This is a genomic window from Hydrogenophaga sp. IBVHS1 (assembly GCF_002127265.1).
Classification (GTDB): domain Bacteria; phylum Pseudomonadota; class Gammaproteobacteria; order Burkholderiales; family Burkholderiaceae_C; genus Hydrogenophaga.
Map to the genome: position 1 here is coordinate 43,238 of NZ_NFUU01000003.1, position 18,860 is coordinate 62,097.

21 protein-coding genes are annotated in these 18,860 nt (G+C 68.1%); 7 read left to right on the forward strand and 14 right to left on the reverse strand.

Translation table 11 applies throughout. The annotated features are described in order from the left end of the window. Window positions 1–41: 41 nt before the first annotated feature. The 7 genes from CAP37_RS18065 (at window position 42) to CAP37_RS18095 (ending at window position 7,051) form a co-directional block, all read left to right on the forward strand. Window positions 42–671, forward strand: a complete 630-nt coding sequence (locus tag CAP37_RS18065; protein ID WP_086125638.1) for a LysE/ArgO family amino acid transporter — start codon at window positions 42–44, stop codon at window positions 669–671. Window positions 672–761: 90 nt separating this feature from the next. Beyond that, window positions 762–1,691: a GSU2403 family nucleotidyltransferase fold protein gene (locus CAP37_RS18070; RefSeq protein ID WP_256927051.1), complete on the forward strand. Its 930-nt coding sequence runs from the start codon at window positions 762–764 to the stop codon at window positions 1,689–1,691. Window positions 1,692–1,946: 255 nt separating this feature from the next. Beyond that, window positions 1,947–3,284, forward strand: a complete 1,338-nt coding sequence (locus tag CAP37_RS18075; protein WP_086125640.1) for an NAD(P)/FAD-dependent oxidoreductase — start codon at window positions 1,947–1,949, stop codon at window positions 3,282–3,284. Then, on the forward strand, window positions 3,281–4,303 hold the full coding sequence (locus CAP37_RS18080) for a hypothetical protein (RefSeq protein WP_256927052.1): 1,023 nt from the start codon (window positions 3,281–3,283) through the stop codon (window positions 4,301–4,303). The genes CAP37_RS18075 and CAP37_RS18080 overlap by 4 nt, the downstream gene beginning before the upstream one ends. Then, window positions 4,300–5,073, forward strand: coding sequence for a 1-acyl-sn-glycerol-3-phosphate acyltransferase (locus CAP37_RS18085; protein ID WP_086125641.1), 774 nt, complete (start codon window positions 4,300–4,302; stop codon window positions 5,071–5,073). Before CAP37_RS18080 ends, CAP37_RS18085 begins: the two co-directional genes overlap by 4 nt. Then, window positions 5,070–5,831, forward strand: a complete 762-nt coding sequence (locus tag CAP37_RS18090) for a glycosyltransferase family 2 protein (protein ID WP_086125642.1) — start codon at window positions 5,070–5,072, stop codon at window positions 5,829–5,831. The genes CAP37_RS18085 and CAP37_RS18090 overlap by 4 nt, the downstream gene beginning before the upstream one ends. Window positions 5,832–5,836: 5 nt before the next feature. Beyond that, window positions 5,837–7,051: a cation:proton antiporter gene (locus CAP37_RS18095; RefSeq protein WP_086127082.1), complete on the forward strand. Its 1,215-nt coding sequence runs from the start codon at window positions 5,837–5,839 to the stop codon at window positions 7,049–7,051. Here CAP37_RS18095 and fabG read toward each other — a convergent pair. The 14 genes from fabG to CAP37_RS18165 all read right to left on the reverse strand — a co-directional run bounded on the left by fabG (window position 7,023) and on the right by CAP37_RS18165 (window position 18,854). After that, window positions 7,023–7,745: a 3-oxoacyl-ACP reductase FabG gene (gene fabG / locus CAP37_RS18100; RefSeq protein ID WP_086125643.1), complete on the reverse strand. Its 723-nt coding sequence runs from the start codon at window positions 7,743–7,745 to the stop codon at window positions 7,023–7,025. The genes CAP37_RS18095 and fabG overlap by 29 nt on opposite strands. Continuing rightward, a complete protein-coding gene (locus CAP37_RS18105) occupies window positions 7,742–8,191 on the reverse strand; it encodes a hotdog family protein (RefSeq protein WP_373271104.1) in 450 nt (149 codons plus the stop codon). Before CAP37_RS18105 ends, fabG begins: the two co-directional genes overlap by 4 nt. Window positions 8,192–8,196: 5 nt before the next feature. Next, window positions 8,197–8,991, reverse strand: a complete 795-nt coding sequence (locus tag CAP37_RS18110) for a beta-ketoacyl synthase chain length factor (RefSeq protein WP_086125645.1) — start codon at window positions 8,989–8,991, stop codon at window positions 8,197–8,199. Next, complete coding sequence (locus CAP37_RS18115; protein ID WP_086127084.1) at window positions 8,988–10,184, reverse strand: beta-ketoacyl-[acyl-carrier-protein] synthase family protein; 1,197 nt, start codon at window positions 10,182–10,184, stop codon at window positions 8,988–8,990. Before CAP37_RS18115 ends, CAP37_RS18110 begins: the two co-directional genes overlap by 4 nt. Window positions 10,185–10,246: 62 nt before the next feature. Further along, entirely contained in the window at window positions 10,247–10,969 is a 723-nt protein-coding gene (locus tag CAP37_RS18120; protein ID WP_086125646.1) for a class I SAM-dependent methyltransferase, read from the reverse strand. Next, window positions 10,966–11,766: a polysaccharide deacetylase family protein gene (locus tag CAP37_RS18125; protein ID WP_086125647.1), complete on the reverse strand. Its 801-nt coding sequence runs from the start codon at window positions 11,764–11,766 to the stop codon at window positions 10,966–10,968. Before CAP37_RS18125 ends, CAP37_RS18120 begins: the two co-directional genes overlap by 4 nt. Before the next feature lies 1 nt (window position 11,767). Next, the gene (locus tag CAP37_RS18130; RefSeq protein ID WP_218776879.1) at window positions 11,768–12,412 is read right to left on the reverse strand and encodes an alpha/beta hydrolase; all 645 of its coding nucleotides are present in this window, start codon (window positions 12,410–12,412) and stop codon (window positions 11,768–11,770) included. After that, a complete protein-coding gene (locus CAP37_RS18135) occupies window positions 12,409–14,739 on the reverse strand; it encodes an MMPL family transporter (RefSeq protein ID WP_086125648.1) in 2,331 nt (776 codons plus the stop codon). The genes CAP37_RS18130 and CAP37_RS18135 overlap by 4 nt, the downstream gene beginning before the upstream one ends. Then, complete coding sequence (locus CAP37_RS18140; RefSeq protein ID WP_086125649.1) at window positions 14,736–15,305, reverse strand: LolA-related protein; 570 nt, start codon at window positions 15,303–15,305, stop codon at window positions 14,736–14,738. Before CAP37_RS18140 ends, CAP37_RS18135 begins: the two co-directional genes overlap by 4 nt. Further along, window positions 15,302–16,207 (reverse strand): acyl-CoA synthetase, encoded by a 906-nt coding sequence (locus CAP37_RS18145; protein WP_218776880.1) that lies wholly within the window; start codon window positions 16,205–16,207, stop codon window positions 15,302–15,304. Before CAP37_RS18145 ends, CAP37_RS18140 begins: the two co-directional genes overlap by 4 nt. Next, window positions 16,204–16,512, reverse strand: a complete 309-nt coding sequence (locus CAP37_RS18150) for a hypothetical protein (protein WP_086125651.1) — start codon at window positions 16,510–16,512, stop codon at window positions 16,204–16,206. Before CAP37_RS18150 ends, CAP37_RS18145 begins: the two co-directional genes overlap by 4 nt. Next, the gene (locus tag CAP37_RS18155) at window positions 16,499–17,914 is read right to left on the reverse strand and encodes an AMP-binding protein (RefSeq protein ID WP_086125652.1); all 1,416 of its coding nucleotides are present in this window, start codon (window positions 17,912–17,914) and stop codon (window positions 16,499–16,501) included. Before CAP37_RS18155 ends, CAP37_RS18150 begins: the two co-directional genes overlap by 14 nt. Beyond that, a complete protein-coding gene (locus tag CAP37_RS18160; protein WP_086125653.1) occupies window positions 17,911–18,573 on the reverse strand; it encodes a hypothetical protein in 663 nt (220 codons plus the stop codon). The genes CAP37_RS18155 and CAP37_RS18160 overlap by 4 nt, the downstream gene beginning before the upstream one ends. Beyond that, window positions 18,570–18,854 carry a phosphopantetheine-binding protein gene (locus tag CAP37_RS18165; RefSeq protein WP_086127091.1) on the reverse strand — a complete coding sequence of 95 codons (285 nt, stop codon included), beginning with the start codon at window positions 18,852–18,854 and terminating at the stop codon, window positions 18,570–18,572. Before CAP37_RS18165 ends, CAP37_RS18160 begins: the two co-directional genes overlap by 4 nt. Between the last annotated feature and the right edge of the window lie 6 nt (window positions 18,855–18,860).

Here is an 18,860-nt window from a genome sequence, read left to right on the forward strand (position 1 = left end):
CAATCAGGAGCAGACTCCTCCCATTCGTATTGGAGTTCGTCATGGCCCTCGCCTTCCCCACCTTTACCGCCGGCATGCTGCTCAGCATGTCGCTGATCATGGCCATCGGCCCCCAGAACGCCCACGTGCTGCGCGCGGGGCTGCAGCGCCAGCACCTGTGGCTCACCGTGCTGGTCTGCGCGCTGGCCGACGTGGTGTTGATTGGCCTGGGCGTGCTCGGCCTGGCGCAACTCGGCGGTCTGTCCGACAAGCTGCACGGTGCGCTGATCGGCGCCGGCATGCTGTTCCTGGCGGTGTATGGCTGGCAGGCGTTTCAGCGTTTCCTGCACCCCCCGGCGATGGCACACGAAGGTTCGGCGCCGGTGGCAGCAGAACCCGTCTCACGCCGCCAGGCAGTGCTCTCTGCGCTCGCCTTCTCCTGGCTCAATCCCCACGCCTGGCTCGACACCGCCGTGCTCATCGGCACCGCTTCGCTGGCCTATGGCCAGGGCAGCAAGGTGTTTGGCCTGGGCGCGGCCACTGGCTCGCTGGTGTGGTTCGTGGTGCTCGGCACGGCCGCCTTCTGGCTGGGCCGCCGGCTCAACTCGCTGAAGGTATGGCGTGCGCTGGATGGCCTGGTGGCGCTGATGATGTGGGGCACCGCGCTCTGGCTGCTCTCCAGCCTGTTCTAGATCTTGCCGATGCGACACCCTTGACCGACTGCTTTTCGCACAAGAAAATAGATTTTCTAAAAAATCTTGTGCGAAATGAATTTCACTCCCTTGTCTGAAGACCAGCTCCGTCAGTACATTGACGCCGAATCGAGCTACACCGCCATGGAACAGGCTCGACAGGCGGCCAGCGAGATGCGCGGGACCCTGTTCTGGCGTGAGGACCGAGGCCACAGCTACCTGGTTCGCGCCAACACAGCGGCAAAACAAACCCGCCTGGGGCCAAAAAGCGTGGAAACCGAGGCCATGTACCTTCGTTTCCACGAACGCAAGGCACTGTTGAGCGAGCGACTGACACGCCTGAAAGAAGCGGTGACGAGGCATGAAAGGCTGAACCGCGCGCTTCGCGTGGGACGTTGTCCCAACATCCTGATCGCGATCCTTCAGCGCTTCGAGCAGTACGGGTTGTCGCCCCACCTGCTGACGGTTGGCACCCACGCCCTCTACGCCTACGAGGCAGCTGCGGGTGTGCGCATTGCACCGCAAGCTCTCGCCACGCAAGACGTGGACGTGTTGTTCGACACTCGAAAGCGAATCACCTTTTTTTCGCGTCTGCAGGAGGCCGATCTCTCTTTCCTCGACGTTTTGCGCAAAGCCGACAAGACCTTCGAGGTCCGCGACGATCAACTGCAGACCGCCGTCAACGCCCATGGGTTCGAAGTGGACGTGATACGGCGGGAGGCCGGGGATGTTGATCCACATCCTCTTCGAATGAGCCACAAGGACGTCGATCTATGGGCTGTGCAGGTGAGCAGCGGCTCTCGCATGCTTGGAGCGAAACGGTTCTCACAAGTGGTCGTCGCCAGCAATGGAACCATGGCCCGCATGCACACGTTTGCGCCCGATGCTTTCATCAAAATCAAGCGCGCGCTCTCCACAAGCCGCTCACGTGACCCGCTGAAAAAACCCAAAGACGCGCTGCAAGCGAACATCGTTGACGAACTGGTTCGCGAGTTCCTCATCGGCGCGTCAGGAAGCTGACCCTCGACCGACCTCCGGCCTCCCTGGCCACTGCTGTCCGCCTTCATGCTAGCCAGCCTGGCGCTGGGCAACTTCGGCAACGCGGTGGGCGCGACGCTCGGGCTGGCCGCACTCGCCGGCCGCCGTGGCTCGACACCTTGACGGCTGTGCCGCCGCACGCTCTGACTTCGTTCGATGGACGGCCGGTACAATTTCCGGCTGTCCACTGCCCCGGCACCGCAGGCCTGCCCGACACGGCACTGCCGGTGCGTCCAAATGAACCAAGACCACCAGGGACCCGAACGTCAGACTTGCGACGTTCTCGTGATCGGCGGGGGGCCTGCCGGCTCCACCGTCTCGCCGCTGCTGGCGGCCAAAGGTCACCGTGTCGTGCTGCTGGAGAAGGCACACCACCCGCGTTTCCATATAGGTGAGTCGCTGCTGCCAGCCAACCTGCCCCTGCTGGAGCGCCTGGGTGTGGCCGATGCGGTGCGCGCCATCGGGCAACACAAGCCCGGCGCCGAATTCGTTTCGCCGAACCACGCGCAAAGCCAGACCTTCGAGTTCGCCGATGCATGGGACAAATCCATGCCCTACGCGTACCAGGTCAAGCGCGCCGAGTTCGATGAGATCCTTATCCGCAACGCACAGCGCAAAGGCGTGGAGGTGCACGAAGGCTGCAAGGCGCGATCGGTCGAGTTCCTGCCCGACCGCACCGTGCGCGTGCACGCCGAGCACGACGACGGCCGCGCCACGGTGTGGGACGCGAAGTTCCTGGTGGACGCGTCGGGCCGCGACACCTTTCTGGCGTCGCGCTTCAAGATCAAGGAACGCAACCCGCGCCACAACAGCGCGGCGGTGTATGGCCACTTTGCCAACGCGCGCCGCAACGAAGGCGAGGCCGAGGGCAACATCACCATCTTCTGGTTCGACCATGGCTGGTTCTGGTTCATCCCGCTCACGGGTGGTGTCACCAGCGTGGGCATGGTGACCTGGCCGTACCACATGAAGACGCGCGGCGGGCGCAGTGTGGAGCAGTTCCTGATGGACAACGTCGCCACCTGCCAGGGGTTGGCCGAGCGGCTGAAGGATGCCCATCTGGCTGCCCCGGTCGAGGCCACGGGCAATTTCTCTTACGCCGCGCAGCGCAACCATGGCGACAACTACCTGATGCTGGGCGACGCCTACACCTTCATCGACCCGGTGTTTTCGTCGGGTGTGTGGCTGGCCATGAACGGTGGTGAACTGGGCGCCGAAACCATCGACACCTGCCTGCGCCAGCCGGCCAAAGCACGCGCTGCGCTCAGGCACTTCGATCGCCAGAGCCGCCGTGGCCCGAAGGCCTTCTCGTGGTTCATCTACCGCGTCACCAACCCCATCATGCGGGACTTCTTCATGGGGCCGCGCAACGTCTTCCGCGTGAAGGAAGCCCTGTTGTCGACGCTGGCGGGAGACGTCTATGGCGGCGCGCCGATCGGGCGTTCGATGCTGGCGTTCAAGGCGCTCTACTTCGCCGCCAACCTGTTCCAGCCCCGGCGCGCTTTCGCGGCCTGGCGCCAGCGCCGCCACAACATCCGCCCGGCCGACGAGACCGCGCTGGCGCATCCGTCGTGAGCCTGCGGCACACCCTTGCGCAGGCCCTGAGCGACGGTGTCCGGGTCGATTCCCGGCACCAGGTGCTGGGCGGCGCCAGCATCGGCACCTCTGCTGCGCAGGCGGCTGTGGCGTGGCCGCGCCAGCTTCTGCGGGCTCCATTGCTGGCAGATGCCTGTGTGCATCGGCACGACATCTGGCACGCCGACGGCGCGCTTCAGCAGGGCCATGGCGATGGCATCCATTGGCGACGCAACGCCGAAATGCTCTATGGCGTGATCGAGCTTGAAGAGGACGACATCACCGCGCCAGACGGCGGAGTGTCTGCGCTGCAGGCAGTGAGCCAGCTGGCTTACGAGCGTGTGTTCTGCCTGCTGCGCCAGCAGGGTGTGCCGCACCTGTGGCGGGTGTGGAACTACCTGGGTCGCATCAACGGCGAATCGCACGGGCTGGAGCGCTACCGGCAGTTCAACCTGGGACGCTACGAGGCGTTTGTGCAGGCCCACCGCGAAACCGGCGGTCAGGTGCCTGCGGCCTGCGCCATCGGTTTTCACGGCGGTCCCTTGTCCGTGGCCTTTCTCGCTGGCACCAGCCCGGTGGTGCCGGTGGAGAATCCGCGCCAGGTGAGTGCGTGGCGCTACCCATCGCAATACGGGCCGCGTGCACCCACCTTCTCTCGCGCCGCGCTGGCCTACCCGAAAGGCCAGGAGGCGCTGTTCGTTTCTGGCACAGCCAGCATCGTGGGGCACGAGACCCTGCACCCGGGCGACGTGGCCGCGCAATGCCGCGAGACCGTGCGCAACCTCGAATGCGTGGTGCAGGAGGCCAATCGCCTGGCTCGCTCACGCCCGCTTTTTGCACTGGCCAGCATGACCCACCGCGCCTACGTGCGACACGCCAGCGACGCCGATGCCGTGCAGCGCACGCTGCAGGCGCTGCTGGGTGGCGCACCGCTGGTCTGCGTGCAGGCCGACATCTGCCGCAGCGACCTGCTGGTGGAGGTCGAATCCCAGGCCATTCAGGCGCTGCCATCCCCATGAGCGCCCGCATCCGGCCGTCGTCCCTTCCGTGGAGTGTCTATGAACACTTCGCGATGGTGGTGGGCCTGTGCGCGCTCGCTCTCATCTGTCTGGCGTGGTTGCCGCTCGCGTGCGCGCTGCGCCCCGTGTTGAAGCGCTCGAACAGCCACTGGCTGGGGCGCCAGATGGTCATGCGCGGCTTCCAGCTCTACATCGGCGTGCTCCGGCTGCTGTGCGCCTGCCGCTTCGACATCGAGGCGATCGACGCGCTGCGCGACCAGGGACCCATGGTCATCGCTGCCAACCACCCGTCCTTGCTCGACGCGGTGCTGATCACTTCCCGACTGCCCAACGCGGTCTGCGTGATGAAGGCGGACGTGATGAACAACCCCCTGTTCGGCGCGGGCGCCCGCATGGCGGGCTATGTGCGAAACGACCCACCGCTGCACATGGTGCTGCGCTGCCGCGAAGCACTGCGTCAGGGCGCGCAGTTGCTGATCTTTCCCGAAAGCACGCGCACGCCGGGCTACCCCGCCAACCCGGTCAATCCACTGTCTCGCACTGCCGCCATCATTGCCGCGCGCGCCGGTGTGCCGGTGCAGACGCTGATCGTCGAGTTCTCCAGCCCCTACCTCGGCAAGGGCTGGGCACTGCACAAGGCGCCCCGTCTGCCGCTGCACTGCCGCATCCGGCTCGGCCGGCGCTTCGACCCCCCGCGCGATCCCCGTGCCTTCACCATCGAGCTCGAAGCACACCTGCGCGCCGAGCTCGCCGGACCCACGACACCATGACGCCGACGCACAGCACCACCCACCTGGTCCTCATTCCCAGCTACAACCCCGGCCGCAAAGTGCTCGCCACCGTGCGCGCCGCGCGCGCGCAATGGACACCGGTGTGGGTGGTGGTCGACGGCAGCACCGACGGCTCCGGTGATCTCTTGCGCGAGGAAGCAGCGACCGACCCCGGCCTGCGCGTGCTGGTGTTGCCGAAGAACAGCGGTAAAGGCTCGGCCGTGCTGGAGGGCGTCACGCGCGCTGCGCAGGCCGGCTTCACGCACGCACTGACCATGGACTCCGACGGTCAGCATCCCGAGACACTGATCCCGCACTTCATGGCCACCTCGCAGGCCGCACCCGATGCCATGGTGCTGGGCAAGCCGGTGTTCGGGCCAGAGGCGCCCGCGCTGCGCGTGAACGGGCGCAAGGTGTCCAACGCCTGGGCCAACCTGGAAACGCTGGGCATGGGCATTGGCGACTCGCTTTACGGCTTTCGCGTCTACCCGATCGCGCCGCTGGTGCGCGTGATGCGCAGCACCCGTTTCATGCGCCGTTTCGATTTCGACCCCGAAGCCGTGGTGCGGCTGTGCTGGGCCGGCGTGCGGCCGATCAATGTGGACGCGCCGGTGCGTTACTTCACGCCGCAGGAAGGCGGCGTGTCGCACTTCAATTACCTGCGCGACAACCTGCTGCTGAGCTGGATGCACACGCGCCTGTTCGCCGGGTTCGTGCTGCGCCTGCCCTTGCTGGTGTGGCGGCGCGTCACCCGCTGAACGGCATGAACACCACAGAAATCTTCCTGATCGCGATGGCGATCATCTTCACCGTGCCCTGGCTGATCTGGCGCGTGCTGCGAACCGACTACTGGGCGCCGCTGGTGGTGGTGCAGATCGTCACCGGCATCCTGCTCGGTCCCGGCGTGCTGGGCAAGGCTTTCCCTGAATACCACTCCTTCGTGTTCAACCCGGCGGTGATCCAGTCGCTCAACGGCATTGCCTGGTGGGCGGTGATGCTGTTCGTGATGATCGCCGGCGTGGAGCTGGACTTGCGCCAGGCCTGGAAGCACCGGCGCGACAGCGGCATCACCGCCGGGCTGGCGCTGGGCGTTCCGATGCTGGCGGGCTGCGCGGCGGCCGTGCTGTTGCTGGGCCAGGTCGGCTGGATCGGCGCCTCCGCACAACCCTGGCAATTCGTGCTGGGCGTGGGCATGGCGTGCGCGGTCACCGCGCTGCCCATCCTCATACTTCTGATGGAGAAGCTTCAGGTGCTGCGCCAGCCGCTGGGCCAGCGCATCTTGCGCTACGCCAGCCTGGACGACATCGCCATCTGGGGCGTGCTGGCGCTGATCCTCATGGACTGGCAGCGCGTGGGCAAGCAGGTGGTGTTCGTGCTGGCATTCGCCACACTCGCCTGGGCCTTCCGGCGCCTGATGCGCTGGCTGCCCGAACCCGACCGCTGGTATGTCAGCCTGATCTGGCTGGCGGTGTGTGCCTTCGGCGCCGACTGGTGCGGCCTGCACTACATGGTGGGGGCCTTCCTCGCCGGGGTGGTGATGGACGCCGAATGGTTCGATCAGGAAAAACTCGATCAGCTGCGCCACCATGTGCTGCTGGTGATCATGCCGGTGTTCTTTCTCTCCACCGGCCTGCGCACCGACTGGGCCGTGGGCGGTGCAGCGGTGTTCGGCGCGGCCGCGATGCTGCTGGTGGCTTCGGTCGGTGGCAAGCTCCTGGGCGTTCACGCCGCCGGTCGCTGGCTCGGGTGGCCCGCCGGCGAGGCCTCCACCATCGGCTGGCTGCTGCAGACCAAGGCCTTGATCATGATCATCTTTTCCAACGTGCTGCTGGACCGCCAGGTCATCACCAGCGAGACCTTCACCGCGCTGCTGCTGATGGCGGTGGCCAGCACCATGCTGACGGTGCCGGTGGTGGCGCCGAGGCTGCTGCGCGCAGCGCCTGCCGCAATCAGGCCATCGCTCCGTTCACAGAGATGACCTGGCCGCTGATGTAGGCGGCCTTGTCGGAGGCGAGGAACGCCACCAGCTCGGCCACCTCGTCGACCCGCCCCGCGCGCTGCATGGGCACCAGGCGTTTGATGGCTTCCTTGTCGAAGGCGCCTTCGATCATGTCGGTTTCGATGATGCCGGGCGCCACCGCGTTGACGGTGATGCCCCGGCTGGCGAGTTCGAGCGCCAGCGCCTTGCTGGCCGAATGCAGCGCGCCTTTGGCCGCCGCATAGTTCACCTGCCCGCGGTTGCCCATGATCGCGGCCACCGAAGAAATGCTGATGATGCGGCCCCAACGCGTGCGGATCATGGGCATCGCGAGCGGCTGGGTCACGTTGTAGAAACCATTGAGCGAGACGTCCAGCACCCGGTCCCACTGATCGCCGCTCATGCCGGGGAACACCGCGTCGTCGTGGATGCCGGCGTTGTTCACCAGGATCTGGATCGCGCCGGCTTCGCCCAAAGCGGCCAGCGCGCTGGCACAGGCGGAGCGGTCGGTCACATCGAAGGCCACGGCCTCGGCGCTGCCACCGCTGGCGCGAATGGCATCGGCCGTGGCGTCGGCCTTGTCCAGCGCGCGGTGCGCGTGCACGATGACGTGGTGCCCTTCGGCGGCCAGGCGTTGGCAGATCGCCGCACCAATGCCGCCGCTGCCGCCGGTGACCAGGGCCCGTTTGTTCATTCGCGTGTCCCTGATTCGAGTTGTTCGGCGTCGAGCACCACCGCGGCACGCCCTTCGAGCAGGCAGCGCTCGCCGTGGTGCAGGCTGAAGCGGTAGAGCACCTGGTTGCTGTCGCCAGAGAGGCGCTCGGCGCGCACGCGCAGCGGGCCTTCCAGGTCGTCCAGACGCTCGACATGCAGGGTGACGCTGCGCACGCTGGTGAGGTAGCCCTGGCGCGGTGCGCCCTCTTTTCCAGCGGCGAGTGCGCCGTGCACCGCCATGGCCTGCGCCGCGTATTCGATGCCGTTCGCCGCGCCCAGGCGCCCCGCCGCTCGAAGCGGATGCGCCAGATCGGTGTGACCGGTGGCGAGGCATTCGATGTGGTCGGCACTCCACGCACCCACTTCGTCGAGCAGGCACATGTCGCCCTGGTGGGGAATGCGCTCTGCGATCCAATTGCGGTCCATGCGGTTCATGCGGCCTCGATCCGCACCGCGAGCTGCAAGCCGGGGAGGTAATCAAGAACGCACTCACCCCACTGCGACCGCGCGAGGCGCTCCAGCATGGGCAGGCCTCGCAGCGCCGGCACGCTGGCGCGCAGGGGCTCCAGCGGCGCGTGCTGCCACGGCGTGGCGCTCGTGTCGGTGGTCCAGGCCGAGATGCGGGCGATCGAGCGTGGCGTGGCGACCGGCTCCAGCAGCAGCGCCACCCCGGCGCAGTCGGGCAGCGGCCGCACGCGGTGCAAGGGCTCGGGATACTCGCTGTCGTAGGCCATCAGCAAGGTGGACTGCTGGTCCAGCACCACCTGGCCGAGCGCGTCGAGAAGGCCGGCGCCAAAGCTGCCGTCGTAGGCGCAAAGCACCTGGCAGGGCGCCATGGATTTGGTGGCGATGCCCCAGTAGCCGGCGGGCGCGTTGTGCACCGAGTTGTGGAAGCGCGTCGGCGAGATGTGGCGGTCGTCGGTGGCCAGTTGTTCGCACATGGCGTGGCAGTTGTGGCCATCAGAGCCCGACGCGGTGAACACGGTGGCCAGGCGAGACACATCGTCGCCCGCCGCGGCCTCCAGGCCGAGGCCCAGCGCGAGCTTGATGACACGGCTGGCGCGACGGCGTTCGGCCGGCGGCAGCAGGGCCGGCGCCGGCAGCACCGAGGGCGCTCGCAGCCAGGCCTGCTCGCCCCTCAACACGGCGCGCGCGGCCGGCCAGTCGGGCAGACCCGGCGCGATCAGGCCCACGCCGTTGATCCAGGCGGTCAGGGCGGCGGTCATGCGCGGCTCCTGCGGCCAAACAACAAACTGCAGTTGCTGCCACCGAAACCGAACGAGTTGGTGAGCGCATGGCGCAGCGGTGCGCTCGCGCCCTGCAGCTGGTACCGAATGGGAATGGCGGGATCGAGGGCGCGCGTGCCCGGGCTGCCCGGCACGAACTGGTCGATCAGCGCGAGCGCGCACAGGACGGATTCGACCGCACCGGCCGCGCCGAGTGTGTGGCCGGTGGCCCCTTTGGTGGACGAGCAGACCACGCCTTCGCCGAACACCGCCGCCACGGCTTTGCCTTCGGACACGTCGTTGGCGGGTGTGGCCGTGCCGTGCAGATTGATGTAGTGAATGTCGCTGGCCCGCAGCCCGGAGGAGCGAAGCGCAGCCTGCATGGCCATGCGCGCCCCCAGACCCTCAGGGTGGGGTGCCGACATGTGGTGTGCATCGCTGGACTCTCCAGCACCCAGCAGCCACACGGCCACCTCTCGGGTGGGTTCTGCGCGCTCCAGCAGGGCGTAGGCGGCGCCCTCGCCGATGGAAATACCATCGCGGCCAGCGTCGCAGGGGCGGCAAGGCTCGCGGGAGGTGAGTTCCAGCGAAGCAAAACCGTACAGCGTGGTCAGGCACAGGGAGTCCACGCCGCCCACCAGCGCCGCGTCGATGGTGCCCAGCTCGATCTGGCGCGCGGCGGCGGCAAACACCTTGGCGCTGGACGAGCACGCGGTGGAAATGGTGGTCGACTGGCCGGTGATGCCGAGGTGCTGGCGCAGAAACTCGGCCAGCGCGTAAGGGTTGTGGGTGCCGGCGTAGCTGAAGTCGGGCGGCAGCGCGCCGGTAACAGGATCTCGGCGGCGGTAGGCGAGTTCGGTTTGCAAAATGCCGGAGGTGCTGGTGCCCATGAACACGCCGACACGGCTCGCGCCATGGCGCGCCACGGCTTCGCGCATCCGGGTTTCAAAACCATCGGCCTGCAAAGCCAGCAGGGCCAGCCGGTGGTTGCGGCAGTTGTAGCTGGCCAGCGCTTCGGGCAGCACCACATCGTCGACACCGGCCACCTCGCCCACCCAGGTGGGCACATCCACGGTTTCAAAAGTGCAGGGTGCGAGACCACTGCGGCCCTCGCGAACGGCCGCGCGGTGCGCGTTCAGTCCCACACCGAGACAGGTGGTGGCGGTGTAGGCGGACAGCAGCAGGGGCTTCACGGGCACAGTCGGAAAAAGGGGTCGGGCATTGTCTCAGATGGTGGCATGGGCACGCCCGCCACTCAGTGCGGAACCCGACAAACCAGCATCACATTGGCAAAGGGCTTGTGCCCGTTCATGGGCTGGGTCTCCACCACAAAACCCAGGCGCTGGAGTTCGGCCACCCAGTCGGCCAGCGTGCGGCAGTAGAGCCTGGGCAGGCGATGGCCACGCGCGTAGGTCACCAGGCGGTCCACGCCATTGCAGATGCGGTGGCGCAAGCCGGCACCGGCGTCGCCAATGCGGGTGAGGAACACGCCACCGGGCGGCAGCGCCTGCCGGATGCGCGCCAGCACCTCGCGTTGCTGCGCATGGCTGAAGTAGTGCAGCGCGTCCAGGATGATGATGGCGTCGGGCCGACCGAAGTCCACCGCGTTCATGTCGCCCTGCTCCACGCGCACCACCGGGTGCTGCGGGCCAAAGGCGCGCGCGGCGCGTTCCACATCTTTCTGCATCAGCTCCACCCCACGCAGCTGGCGTGGCTGCGGTGGCGGTGCCCAGCCGGCGGGCCATTGGCCCTGCTCGTGCAGCCGCCGCGCCGCCAGCAGCCAGGCGAACAGGCTGCCCTGGCCACAGCCGAGGTCGAGGTAGCGCCCCCCCTCGGGCAGCAGGCCCAGGCGCAACATCTCGTGAAAGATGGTGTCGTTGCCCAATTTGCCGCGCGCGTAGTGGTGCGCAAAGTGCCCACTGGGGCGAAAGGTCTGGCTGGCTTCGGCCACCAGCCGGTTGAGGAAGGGACGGTTCATGAAAGGGATCGGACCAGGGTAACGGGATGGAGCTCGCGCTCGGCGATGGTGCGCAGCAGGCGCGGCAGCACGGCGAGGATCACCGGCTGGCCTTCGGGCGTTCGAGCGCTGTGGCCGTCGTGCATCAGCACGATGTCGCCGGCCACCAGGCGGGTGGCCAGGCGCTGGTACACGCGCTCGGGGTCACCGGTGCGGGTGTCGTAAGCGCGGCGCGTCCAGGTGGCCAGCGAGAGGCCGAGGCCCTGCAACACCGGGTCGAGGAAAGGGTTGCGCAGGCCGGCGGTGGCGCGAAAGAAGTGCGGCGCCTGCCCGGTGATGTCGGTGAGCGTAGCCTGCGCCCGTGCAATGTCGCGCCGCATGCGGCCGGGACCGAACAGGGAGAAGGCGTTGCTGTGTGCATGGCCGTGGTTTTCCACGCGGTGGCCGCGCCGCACGATCTCGCGGCACACCTCGGGATGCCGCTGCGCGAGGTGGCCGATGCAGAAGAAACTGGCCTTCACGTTCGCGGCATCAAGCAGATCGAGCACGCGCGGCGTGACCTCGGGGTCCGGGCCATCGTCGATGGTGAGTGCGATCTCGCGCCGCTGGGCGGCGGCTTCGGTCAGGCGGATCAGGTTGGGGCCGAGCAGGCGTGAACTCGGCCACAACCCGGCTCCCGCCAGCAGCGCGTGGTTGGCCACCAGCGCGCCCACCGCCCACGGCCACGCGGCGGGCACGGCCACCGCGCCCAGCACGGCCGCGGCGTGCACGGCTGCGCTCGCCGAGAGAAAGGGAGAGGGTGTCCAGCGCGCGGGCATTTCAGCGACCGAAATGGCCCACGTCGAGGAAGCGCTCCCACAGCGGCAACCAGGCCGCCCAGTCGTGCCCACCGCTGACGATGTGGCGCGAGGTCGGCGGGAAACGCTCCGCCACTTGCTGGATGCGCTCGGCGAAGCGGTCGTCGCTGCCGTGGCCGATGAACACCGGCAGGTCGACCGGCGGGCGCTGCAGCCACTGCCAGACGCGCAGCTCGGGGTCGCGCAGGTCGGCCTCGGTGGGTCGCCAGCGGTCGGGGCCACCGGCCCGCTCGATCACATTGGTGCTGGGCCGGCTGCCCGGGTAGGGCGCCAGCAGGCACAGGCCCGCCGCCACGCCCGGCCGAGCCGCCACGTGCGCCATGGCCACCATGCCGCCGAGCGAGATGCCGCCGAGCCACACGCGAGCGCCACGCGCCTGCGCTGGCTCGATGATTTCGCGCTGCAGACGCTCCCATCGGTCGACCGCACCGAGCCCCACGCCATCGATGTCCACGCAAATCAGATCCAGGGGCAGCGCCCGGCGTTCGATGGCGCTGGCAAAGCCGGCCTCGAACACCGCTTCAGGGCGCATGGCCGCACCGGGCAGCATCACCATCAGGTGCGGTGCCGAGCCGGACGTGCCCACGGTGCGCAGTGCGGTGGTCACGGCGCCCGCTTTCTGACGGCGAACGCTGCCGACAGAACCAGCGCGAGCACGGCACCCGGTCCCACGGTGACACCCAGGGCCTTGAGCACCGGCACCGACGACCAAGCCAGCACGCCGAAGCCGATGGCGGTGGTGGTGCTGGCCACGCCGATGGACAGCAGGGTTTCGTCGTCCAGCGTTTCGCCCAGCGCCAGCCGGTCGAAAAACAGCGAGTAGTTGGACCCAACCGCCACGGTGAGCAGCAAGCCCACCAGGTGCAGCAGGTGCAGCCGCACGCCGCTGGCATGAAGCCCCGCCACCACCAGCATCACCGCCATCACCAGCGGCAACATCACCCCCAGCAGGCGCGCCGGGCTTCGCAGCACGAAAGCGAGCACCACGACGATGGCGGCAAACCCCGCCAGCGACAGCAGGATGGCCTCGTTGATGTAGTCGCCGTAGAGCGTGTCGAACTCGCCCTTGAGGTCGACGAACAGCGCGCCGCTGCCGGCCAGCGCCATGCGCACTTCGTCCACCGGGATGTCTGCGCCGGGCGTGGGGCGCAGCGGCAACAACACGCTCCAGCCCTGCGGACGCTGCAGCAGCAAGGCGTCCACCGCCAGCCCGAGGCCGGTGCCATTCAGGTCCTGCCGCGTGAGGTTGGCAGACGCCTTTGCGGCGCGCACATCGTCCAGAAAAGGTTGCAGCCGATCGGCAGAAATCGGCGCGTCGACCAGCGCCACCCGCAGGCGCGCGGCGAGCTCCTCCGGGGTCGGCAGGCTGGCGCGGCGTGCGTTCTGCATGGCCTCGCTTGGCAGGAAGCGCGCCGGCGTATCGAAGCCGCCGATACGGCCTTCTTCCACCAGCCGGCGCAGCGGCGCGCCCGCCCGCTCGGCCGCCTGCAAGGCACTCTCGCGATCGGGCGCGGTGATCACCGCCATGTAGCGCGCATCGGGCGCACCCAGGTCACCCCGCAGGCGGGCGTCGAGTTCGCCCTCGGCCTCGGTCACCGTCGAAAGCGCCGAGAGGTTGGGGTACCAGAGTTCGTTGCGGTTCTGCGCCAGGTAAACGCCCGCCACCAGCACCGCCGCAAGCAATGGCCAGCGAAGCACGCCTGCGCGCTCCACCAGCGGGCGCAACACGCGGCCCTGGCGCGCGCCGTCGTGCAGGTGCACGCCGGGGCCCGCGAGGTGGGGCAACAGGTAGCGTGTGACGAGCGCGGCCGTGAGCACCCCGGTGATGGCGTACAGGCCCAGCTGTGCCAGCCCCGGGAAGCCAGAGAACAGCAGCGCGCCAAAACCCAGCAGCGAGGTGAGCACGCCCAGCCGAATGGTGGGCCAGTACTGTTCGCGCCAGGAGCCCACGCCCATGCGGCCGGACTGCACGAAGTAATAGATGGCGTAGTCGACCGCTTCGCCAATGAGCGCCGCGCCGAAACCCACGGTGATGCCGAACACGGTGCCGTGCACCAGCCCCACCATGACAATGGCCGCCAGCGTGCCGCTGAGCACAGGCACCAGCGTGAGCAGCAGCAGGCGTGCGCGGCGGTACACGAAGCCCAGGAGGATCGCGAGGATCACCGAACTCATGATCGACAGCCGCGTCACCTCTTCCTGGATGGTGGCGCGCGCGCGCACCGCAAACAGGCCCGGCCCGGACATCTCCAGCGTGAGGGCTTCGAGCCCGCTCTGGCGCGTGGTTTGCGCAAAACGTTCCCGGATCAGCTCGACAGCCGCGGCCTGGCCGTCGGTATCGGAGCCCAGCGCGTGGGTCTGCATGAGCATCATGGCGCGCTCGCCATCGCGCGAGGCCCACACACCCTCAACCTCATTGGGCTGCACGCCGGAGCCCAGGCCCGACACCAGTTCGACCAGTTCACCGGTGGGGTCCCGCGCCAGAAAGGGTTTGAACAGCAGACCGGCCGAGGAGCTGAGCAGGTCGATGCTGGCGTTCACCGCGTTGCGCAGGCCTTCCACACTGAAGCGCTCAGGCGCCACCGCGCTGCTGAGCAGGTAGCGCCGATCCAGCAGGAAATCGCGCGCGGCGTCCTGCGCTTCGGGCTCACCGTTCTGCACCGTGGCAAAGGCCTCATCGCCAGCCAGCGAAGCACGCAGCGCGCGCGAGGCATCGGCGCGCTGCTTTGCGTCGCCACCGGAGATCGACAGCATCAGCAACCGCGACACAGCGCCCTCGCGCAACTGGTCGACCATCACCGACTGTTCGGCGGTGGGGCGCGACGGCAGGAAGAAAGAGATGTCGGCCGAGAAACGGGTGTTCAGGAGCAAGACGACGCCCAGCGCCATCGCCGAGAGCCAGATGAACAGCGCGCGCAGCGCAGGACGCGTCATTTGACGATCACCGGCTCAATGCTCATTTCGGTGCGGTCACCATCGGCTTGCAGGTATTCGATGCCCAGCACCTGCTCACGCACGCCGCTGAGCGTGATGCGCTGCAGCAGCTTGGCGATGCGGGCGTCGGTGGGCACCAGCGTGAGCACCCAGGCATCCAGCTGGCCGGTGAGGGCGAGCTGGTAGCTGCGCTCCAGCGATGCGCGGTTGCCCGAGAGCGTGCTGCGGATGCTCTCCACGAACGCCGCCACCTCCGGCCGCTGGCCAAGCTGGATCGACATCCTGCGCCGATCGCGTTCCAGGCTGAGCGTGTCCTTGTCGAGCACCATGGTCTCGGGCTTGGGTGTGAGGGTGCGCTTTTCCAGCCGGTCGGGCGCGGTGTAGGTCATTTCGCCCGTGGCGACCACAGGCTTGTCGAGCAGCGCCAGGTGGCGCTTCTCGACAAACTTCGCCTGGCCCCCGGGGTTGCGGGCGAGCTCGGTCATGAGCTGGTCGATGTCGAAAGCCGCATGCGCCAGGGCGGTGAAGCCCAGCAGCAGGAGACCAGTGAAAAGGCGTCGGATCATGAGCGGTCCCAGAAATCGAAGAAATTGAACCAGTTGTAGGGCGCGCGGCGGCAGAACTCGCCGAGCCGGTCGGCGTAGGCCTGCATGGCTGCGGTCATCGCGGCGTCGCGCTCGCCTCGCTCCGTGGTCGAAAAATCGGCCAGCGGCTGAAAGTGCAGTTCGTAGCGGTTGCCACCGAGGTACAGGCCGGCCATGAAGAACACCGGCCGGCGCAGCATGGCCGCCATGCGCCAAGGTCCGACCGGAAAGCGCGCTGGCGCCCCCAGAAACAGGCATTCTGCCGTGGAGTCGTTCGCCAGCGAGCGATCGGCCAGCATGCCCACAAGACTGCCCGCCTCCAGCCGGTCGCGCGCCTTCAGCATGGAATCGGGATGGCCGAGTGCGACCACATCGTGCCGCGCTGCCGGGTTGATGGCGTGCAGGATGGCGTTGATCTTGCGCGCGTTCTCTTCGTACATGAGCATGGCCACCGGCGCCTGGGCGTGCGTGTGGCCCACGGCGCGCAACACCTCGAAGCTGCCCAGGTGTGCGCCCATCAGCAGCGCGCCGGGCTGGCGCTGCAGCGCCTCGCTCACCAGCTCGCCGCCGACGATGCGAATGTCGAACAGGTCGAAGCGGTCGTTGAGCAGGTACACGCGGTCGTGCACGGTGCTGGCGAAGCTGAACACGTGGCGGTAGCCATCGGCCCAGGTGGGTGTGCGGCCCAGCGCGCGTTCGAGGTAGGCGCGGCCATTGCGGCGGGCCTTCGGCGAAAACAGCACGAAATACAGGGCGATGCCGCGCAGCACGAGGCGGCCGACCGGGCGGCCCAGGCGCAACGAGATCCACACCATGAGGCGCAGCGCACCGAGGTGGCTACGCTCCTGCTCGCGCATCCATTCAGGCGTGGGCCCGTGGGTCATGGCGCGAGCGGCACCAGGTTGCCGCTGGCCACATCGCGGCCGTCGCAGATCACGCGAAAGCCAATGGCGCCGCGCGGCGTGACCTGCAAGGCGAAGCGCAGCACGGCGCCCGGCCCCACCGGCACGAAGAACTTGGCCTGCGCGACCTGCCACCCGGCGGTGGCCGGCACACCGTGCAGGCGCGCCGCCAACACCAGCGCCTGGTCGAGCAGCACGACGCCGGGCACGATGGGACGCGCCGGGAAGTGCCCGGCGAAGGCCGGGTGTTCGACCGGCACGACCCAGGTGAACTCAGCGCTGTCCATCACCCACCTGCTGGTCGTAGAGCGTCTGCAGCGCCTGCCGCGTGAGCTTGCCGGTGCTGTTGCGCGGCAGGGCTTCCACCAGCACGAGCGGGCGCGGAAGAAAGATGGCGTCCAGCCGGGGGCGCAGGCCGGCCATGAGGGTGCGCGCATCGAGCGTGGGGGCCACCACGAAAGCCACCAGGCGCATCACGGCCTCTTCACCTTCGGGCGCATCGGGCAGGAAGAAGGCCGCATCGATCACCCCGGGCAGGGCCCCGAGCTGGTGATTGAGGTAAGCCAGCGAGGTGCGCTTGCCAGCGATGTTGATGAGGTCGGCGTGGCGGCCGTGCAGCAGGAACCGGCCGTCGGCGCAGGTTTCGATGATGTCGCCCAGCGGAACGCGGCCTTCGACGTGGCCACCGCTGGCGTGGGTGGTGTCGCCTTCCTGCTCCAGCCGCACCGCCTGCATCGGCTGCCAGGCCGCGCCGTCCAGCGTGCGCCGGCTGGCCAGTGCCGACGACTCGGTGGAACCGTAAATTTCGTGCACCGGGGCACCGCAGCGCTCTTCGGTGCGGCGCGCGAGATCGAGGCTGAGCGGCGCCGTGGCCGACAGCACCAGATCGAGCGGCGGCACCGGCAGATTGGAGGCAAGCAACGTGGCGAGGTGAAAGGGCGTGGTGACCAGCATGCGCGGGCGCGGCGCGGCCTGCAGCGCGTCCACGATGTCCTGCGGGTAGAACGGCTTCCCGCTCGAGAACTGGCAGCCACCGTGCAGGGCGATGAGCAAGGTGGATTCGAAGCCGTAGCTGTGCTGCACCGGCACCGTGCCCACGATGGTCTGCGGTTGCTTGAGCAACCCAAGCGCCTCGGCTTCGGCCCGGCCATTGCGCACCAGCTTGCCCCAGGTCTTGCGGTGCGGCTGCGGCAGGCCCGTGGAGCCCGAGGTGAACAGGATGGCCACCAGGCGCTGATCGTCGATCTGCGGCATCTCGTGCACGACCGTGCGCGGCAGCGCGGCCAGATCGGGAAACCGGCAGCCCGGCAGACCGGGCACCGCATCGGGTTGTTCGCTGAGCCAGCAGGAGCCCTTGTAGTCGGCCGCCAGACGTTGCAGCGTCTCCGGCGACTGCGACGAAGGCTGCAGGCTGACCTTGCCCGCCAGCAGGCCGGCGGCAAACCCGACTGCGAAGTGGTAACGGTCTTCACACAGGTTGAGCAGCCAGCCGCCCGCAGGCAGGTGGTTCGCCAGCGCCTGCGCATCTTCGAGGAACTCGCGCACGCGCACGGGCCGCCAGGCACGCCAGGCCAGCACGTCGTCCAGTTGCCGGTCGCTGATCAGCGCGGAAGCCGCGCTCACTGGGGTACCTTCGCCCTGCGGGCTGCGGGGCGAGCTTGCCTGGGAACGGCCCGGCGCGGCGCTCATGCCGTGGGCGGCGGCGTGGTGCGCGCCGAGCGTTGCACCGATTCGCGCCGGTAGGCCTGCACGATGTCGGCGATGCCCGGGCGTTCGTGCGGTGGCAGCACGCACAGGCGCCACAGGTGCTCGACCAGAAACATCACGCCGAGCAGCGGGCCGGTGAGCAGGTTGGCGTGCACCGACCAGATGGCCGGAGGCGCGAAGATGAACAACAGGGTGGACACCAGCGCGTTGGCAAAGAAGAACACCGTCCAGGCCAGTGTGACGTTGCGCGTGTAGCGCACCTTGCGATCGGAGAGCTCGTGGCCGAAGATGCGCCGCGCCATGCGCGTGATCAGCGCGTCACCGGGGCCTAGCAGCGACCTCCCAAAGAACACGCCGAGCGCCACATGGATGCCCAGGTGCTGCAGGTAGTAGAGCAAGGGCACGTTGTGGCGCAACTTCGGCCAGAACCAGGCCAGCATCCCGAGCACGGCCAGCGCACCGACCACCCGCCAGGCCCACTGGGGCAGGCGCCACAACGCCATGAAGAGTGCGGCGATCACCGGCAGCACGGCCACCGCGGTGTTGAAATCGGCATTACCCCAACCCGCACTCCCCACATGCGCCGCCACCACCCAGGCCGCCATCAGCAGCAGCACGCCCAGGTTGCGCAGAAGCGTCATTGCGTGCGCTGGCTGGCGATGTGAGCCGCCAAGGCACGCGGCGAAGCAAAGATCTTCTCGTTGTCTTCGTTGTCCGACCGCATCTGGAAGCCATATCGCTTGGAGATGACGAGCGAGATTTCGAGCATGTCGATGGAATCGAGGCCCATGCCGTCGCCGTACAGCGGGCCGTCGGGTTCGACCTCGCCGGGTGCGATGTCCATGTTGAGGGCTTCGATGATCAGGGCCACGACCTCAGGCCAAAGGGCGTCGACGGCTTCAGGGGAAACAGGTTGGGTCATGGAAGT